At 54.3% G+C, this 5,894-nt stretch carries 4 protein-coding genes and 1 pseudogene; all 5 read left to right on the top strand.

Features of this window, described 5'->3' with window-relative positions:
• Window positions 1-951, top strand: a 951-nt coding sequence (locus tag NCN04_RS06810; protein ID WP_250395590.1) for an anthranilate phosphoribosyltransferase family protein, incomplete at its 5' end; no start/stop codon positions are given.
• Window positions 952-970: 19 nt separating this feature from the next.
• Window positions 971-2,194: an MFS transporter gene (locus NCN04_RS06805; RefSeq protein ID WP_250395589.1), complete on the top strand. Its 1,224-nt coding sequence runs from the start codon at window positions 971-973 to the stop codon at window positions 2,192-2,194.
• 60 nt (window positions 2,195-2,254) lie between these two features.
• Window positions 2,255-4,384 carry a polyphosphate kinase 1 gene (ppk1, locus tag NCN04_RS06800; protein WP_250395588.1) on the top strand — a complete coding sequence of 710 codons (2,130 nt, stop codon included), beginning with the start codon at window positions 2,255-2,257 and terminating at the stop codon, window positions 4,382-4,384.
• A gap of 172 nt (window positions 4,385-4,556) precedes the next feature.
• Entirely contained in the window at window positions 4,557-5,579 is a 1,023-nt protein-coding gene (locus tag NCN04_RS06795; protein WP_250395587.1) for an RpoD/SigA family RNA polymerase sigma factor, read from the top strand.
• Between the two features lie 43 nt (window positions 5,580-5,622).
• Window positions 5,623-5,894: pseudogene (locus NCN04_RS06790) on the top strand (diacylglycerol/polyprenol kinase family protein); the annotation flags it as partial.

Raw genomic sequence — 5,894 nt, 5'->3', positions numbered from 1 at the left:
ATGCTCACGGGAGGAGCATCAGACGTTCAAATCGGCGCCTTTTTGATTGCCCATCGCATTCGCCGGCCCGAGCCTCAGGAGCTCACCGGCATGCTCGACACCTATAAACGTCTTGGTCCCTGTCTTCTCAGTGAACCCGGTCAACGCCGGCCGATCTGCTTTGGCATGCCCTTTGATGGCCGATCCCGCACGGCACCGATCTACCCCTTAACGGCCTTGATGTTGGTGGGGTCTGGTCAGCCTGTGGTCTTGCAAGGAGGGAGGCGAATGCCGGTGAAATTTGGAATCACCGCCGCAGAACTGTTTGCTTCGATCGGGCTCAACTTGCATGAACTGTCTCTCAAGGATGTTCAAACAGGTTTCAACCTGCATGGTCTTGCCCTGATTTATCAACCGGAACACTTCCCCCTGGGCGAGGCTCTGATTCCCGCTCGAGATGATCTCGGGAAACGCCCTCCACTAGCCAGCGCCGAGCTGCTTTGGACCGCACACCAAGGGCATCACCTGCTTGTCAGTGGTTTTGTCCATCCCCCGACGGAAAACCGAGCCTGGCAAGCCCTGGAGCTCGCCGGAGAAAAGGAAGTCATCACCGTGAAGGGCTTAGAAGGCGGCACTGACCTGCCTGTCAGTCGGGCAGGGATCACGGCGCGGATTCACAACTCAGGTGAGCCCGAACGACACATCGTTCATCCCCGTGATCATGGCTGTTTCGGAAATGATCCCCGCTGGGAATCAGAGGAGGTCTGGGCTACCCACGCCAAAGAAGCACTTCTGGGTCAGGGGCCGATGGCCCAGTCCTTGCGTTGGAACACAGGCTGTTATCTGTGGTTGTGCGGAGTCAGCAAAAGCTTGGAGGAGGGTGTGGAAGAGGCTCAAACCATGCAAAGCAATGGCGTTGGCGCTGCCGTCTTAGAGCAACTGATCGAGTGGCGAGCGACTGTGGGAAGGTGAATAACCGCCTCGATCGAACGTGCGCCGTCCACACGTTCCAACGTTATTTAGTGCGTTTCTAACGCTGCTCAATGACCGACTGAGCGAAAGCATTGTTTTTCCATTGCTGCCATATCTGTTGGCATCGTTCAATGCCGACGGTCGCACCCTTGGTCTGCTAGCTGGCAGCTACGCCCTCGCACAGTTCGGAGCAACTCCATTCATCGGTGCTCTGAGTGATCGCTTCGGCCGCCGACCCGTGATCGCCATCTGCGTGAGTGGTTCCGTCCTGGGCCTCGGACTGTTCGCGACCACGGTGAGCCAAGACTGGCCCACCGGTGCTGTGTTGCCCCTCTTTCTCCTGTTTGGAGCCCGTCTGATCGATGGGGTGAGCGGTGGAACAGCCGCAACGGCAGGTGCTGTACTCGCAGACATCACACCGCCGGAAAAACGCGCAAGGGCCTTCGGATTGATCGGGGTGGCCTTCGGCCTTGGTTTCATTATCGGACCCTTTCTGGGCGGCCAATTGGCCCGCATTGCCGTCACGCTGCCGATCTGGGTGGCAACCGGCTTCGCCGTGTTCAATCTTGTCGTTGTATTGACGTTGCTCCCTGAAACCCATCCGGTGTCAGAGCGCCGCGTGCTTCCTCGCAAACGGGAGCTCAACCCTTTCGCTCAAATCGCGCGGGTGATTGGCAATCCAGCAGTCGGGCGTCTGGCCTTGGGCTTTTTTCTATTTTTTCTTGCCTTTAATGGCTTCACCGCAATCCTGGTGCTCTATTTCAAGCAGCGATTCAACTGGGGGCCAGAGCTGGCTACCACTGCCTTTTTGATTGTTGGGGTCGTCGCCACCGTGGTCCAGGGTGTACTGATCGGTCCGTTGGTGAATCGTTTTGGGGAGTGGAAACTCACGTTGATCGGCCTCGGTTTCGTCATCGCCGGCTGCTTGCTGATCCCCACCACAAATCCTGAGCAAGCCAGGATCGGAGTGTTTACAGCTGTAGGGATTTTGGCCAGCGGAACGGGTCTCGTGACCCCGAGCCTTCGCAGCCTCGTATCTCGACGTCTCAGCGATGAAGGACAAGGCGCAGCCCTTGGCAGCCTGCAAGCACTGCAGAGTCTTGGCAGTTTTTTAGGTCCACCATTGGCTGGACTGGGCTACGACCTCCTCGGTCAAACCAGTCCATTCTTTGGAGGCGCTGGATTGCTCGTGGTCGTTGTGCTCTTGGTGACCCGCAGTCCCCTTGAACACACCACAGGCTGACGGACGATTGCTACCTTTCCCTTGCGAGCACAGTGCTCAAGACACATCATTAACGGCGACATGCTTCCCGAGAATCTCTACATCAATCGGGAACTCAGCTGGATCGCCTTCAACAGACGGGTGTTGGCTCAGGCGCTTGATCAAAGAACGCAGTTGTTGGAACAGGCCAAATTCAGCGCCATTTTCAGCAACAACCTTGATGAGTTTTTCATGGTGCGCGTGGCGTCCTTGAAGTCTCAGGTTGAGGCCGGCATCGACAAGCGAAGCGAGGACGGCCTGACACCCCGGGAGCAACTCCATGAGATTCGCAACCAGCTCTCAGCTCTGCTGGAAGCCCAACAAAAGCACTACCTCAACCATCTCCGCGTAGGCCTCGAAGACTTTGGAGTCTTTCTGTTCAACTACGAACAACTGAACGAAGCACAACGTCACTGGGTGGACAACTTCTTTCAAACGGCAATTTTTCCGGTCTTAACGCCCCTGGCTGTGGATCCTGCCCATCCCTTTCCATTCGTTAGCAATCTCAGCCTCAATGTGGCCGCCCTGATCCATGACCCAGATTCGGGCCAACGCCAACTCGCTCGAGTGAAGGTCCCTCAAAAGATCCTTCCTCGCTTTGTATCGATTCCAGTTGAGCTTGGCAGCGATGAATCCAAGGCCACGCACACGGCAGTACCACTTGAGCAGGTAATTGCCTTCAATCTCAGCTTGCTCTTTCCAGGAATGAGCATTGAAGGGCATTACTTTTTCCGGGTCACCAGAGATGCAGACCTGGAACTCCGCGACCTTGAAGCCGACGATCTCATGATCGCAATCGAACAAGGCCTGCGAAAGCGGCGCATGGGTGGTGAAGTGGTCCGCCTGGAAGTGGCTGACGACACCCCTCAAGACGTCATGGAGATGTTGATGGAGGGAATGTCCGTTGTTGAAGAAGACCTCTACAGGGTGAACGGACCTCTCGGGCTCGATGACCTCTTCGGCTTGATGAGCCTGCCCCTACCACACCTAAAAGACACCACGCACTCAGGTCAAACTCCCACCGTCCTCAGTCGAACTCAGAGAGGCATGTTGGAAGACGGATCCATCAAAGAAGAGGAATTCGAGAGCATTTTTTCGGTGATACGCCGCCACGATGTTCTCCTGCATCACCCTTACGACTTGTTTTCCACGTCGGTCGAGGAATTCATCAATCAAGCAGCAGATGATCCCCTCGTGATGGGCATCAAAATGACCCTCTACCGCACCTCCAAAGATTCTCCGATCATCGCAGCACTCATCCGTGCAGCAGAAAACGGGAAACAGGTGATGGCCCTGGTCGAACTAAAAGCACGTTTCGACGAAGACAACAATATTCAGTGGGCCAAACATCTGGAACGCTCAGGAGTGCATGTGGTCTACGGCGTCATTGGCCTTAAAACGCACACCAAGATTGTTCTGGTTGTACGCAAAGAGAAAGAACGCTTGCGCAGCTATGTCCACATCGGCACGGGCAATTACAACTCCAAAACCTCACGTCTTTACACCGATCTAGGTCTGCTTTCAGCAAGACCAGAACTCGGCCAGGACCTCGTGGAGTTGTTTAACTATTTAACCGGCTTCTCTAAGCAACAAAGCTTTCGCAAGCTACTCGTCGCGCCTGTCTCCTTAAGAAAAGGCATGGAAGAATTGATTCGCCGTGAAATCGAACACGCCCAGCAAGGACGTGGTGGATCGATCAAAGCGAAGATGAATTCTCTGGTAGATCCAGGAATCATTGCCCTTTTGTATGAAGCCTCTCAAGCCGGAGTCACGATCCAATTAATCATCAGAGGGATGTGCAGCCTTTACCCCGGCCTTGAAGGCATTAGCGACAACATCAGCGTGGTCAGCATCATTGGCAGATTCTTGGAGCATTCACGTATTTTTTGGTTTAACAACGGGGGCGAGCCGGAGGTGTTCATCGGTAGCGCCGACTTAATGCCTCGCAATCTTGACCGACGAGTCGAAGCGGTTACCCCCATCGATGATCCTGACTTAAGAGCACAGCTCGAACGTCTGCTTGAACGCTACCTAAGCGACAACAGGGGTGCTTGGGACATGCAAACCGACGGTACTTTTATTCAGCGTTATCCAGAGGGAGAAGAACGCAACTCCCAATTGCAGTTAATTGAGGACTGGAAAGGAAGCTCAGTAGTTCAACCAAATCGCTAGCAAGTCGCTACAGCAACGAAAAGCCAAAAAAAGAAATAAATCATATATTTCCGTAGCAATTGACACCACCAACGGCTCCAAATAACCAGTTACCGAAAAGCTTCAGATTTACATCAATCCATCAGCCCTCAAGGTGCTAAATTGCGCCCAAATTCATTAGGAGGCCAGGGTGATGGGGATCCCTCTGGAGTCCAAAGAAGCTGCCCCTAAAAGCACTTCCAAGGAACTTTTATTGCCGACAGCCAGTCGCCGCAGTGCGACCAATCGCGCAGGTGGCACAACCCCTGGTCGGGGGAATCGTTCTAGCGGTCGCTTAGCCACCGATTCCATTGGTCATTACTTAAGCAGCATTGGTCGCGTTCCTCTTCTTACAGCTGCTGAAGAAATTGAGCTTGCACATCATGTGCAAGCCATGAAAGAACTTCTGGACATACAAGAAGAAGAACGCACACCCAAACAACGCCATCGCATTCGAATGGGGAAGAGGGCACGCGATCGGATGATGGCAGCCAACCTCAGGTTGGTGGTGAGTGTCGCCAAGAAATACCAAAACCAAGGTCTCGAACTTCTCGACCTTGTTCAGGAAGGGGCCATCGGTCTTGAGCGTGCTGTCGATAAATTTGACCCAGCCATGGGTTACAAGTTCTCGACTTACGCCTATTGGTGGATTCGCCAAGGCATGACACGGGCGATCGACAACAGTGCGCGCACGATCCGCCTGCCAATTCACATCAGTGAAAAGCTGTCGAAGATGCGCAAGATCACCCGGGAGCTCTCCCATCGTTTCGGGCGTCAACCAAACCGCTTGGAATTAGCCCATGCCATGGGCATTGAACCGAGAGATCTCGAAGAGCTCATCGCCCAAAGCGCCCCCTGCGCCTCTCTTGATGCTCACGCCCGAGGCGAAGAAGACCGCAGCACCCTTGGTGAACTGATCCCAGATCCCAACGGCGATGAGCCGATGGAAGGTATGGATCGCAGCATTCAGAAGGAGCACCTGGGCGGTTGGCTCTCACAGCTGAATGAGCGCGAACAAAAAATCTTGCGTTTACGGTTTGGACTTGGTGGCGAAGAACCTCTCACCCTTGCCGAAATTGGCCGTCAGATCAATGTGTCGCGAGAACGCGTACGCCAACTGGAATCCAAAGCCATTTTGAAATTACGCACGATGACCAATCATCAGCAGGCTGCCTGAGTCGTCCTTGCCTCTGCCATCTCTGTTGCTCATCGCCCTCTGGATGGCTGGTGTCCTTGGCAGCGCTCTTGCCTGCCGCAGCCTCTGGCCTCATCAACGCGAATTGAGTCGCAAGATTGTTCACATTGGCACTGGACCGGTTCTGCCACTCGCCTGGCTTCTCCATATTCCTTTCTTCATTGCAGTGCCTTGTGCTCTGGTGGTCACCCTGCTCGCCTTCATCAATCACCGTTGGAATTTGCTTCCCGCGGTGGAAGATGTGGGGCGAAACAGCTACGGGACCGTTGCCTATGGCATCGCGATCTGTCTGCTTTT

Source organism: Synechococcus sp. MU1655, assembly GCF_023630655.1.
Taxonomy (GTDB): Bacteria; Cyanobacteriota; Cyanobacteriia; order PCC-6307; family Cyanobiaceae; genus Synechococcus_C.
This window is presented reverse-complemented; position numbering and strand designations above follow the sequence as displayed.

Excerpts from the sequence above, each read along its gene's own strand:
- NCN04_RS06795 (WP_250395587.1), top strand. The coding sequence starts at position 4,557 with ATGGGGATCCCTCTGGAGTCCAAAGAAGCTGCCCCTAAAAGCACTTCC.
- ppk1 (WP_250395588.1), top strand. The coding sequence starts at position 2,255 with ATGCTTCCCGAGAATCTCTACATCAATCGGGAACTCAGCTGGATCGCC.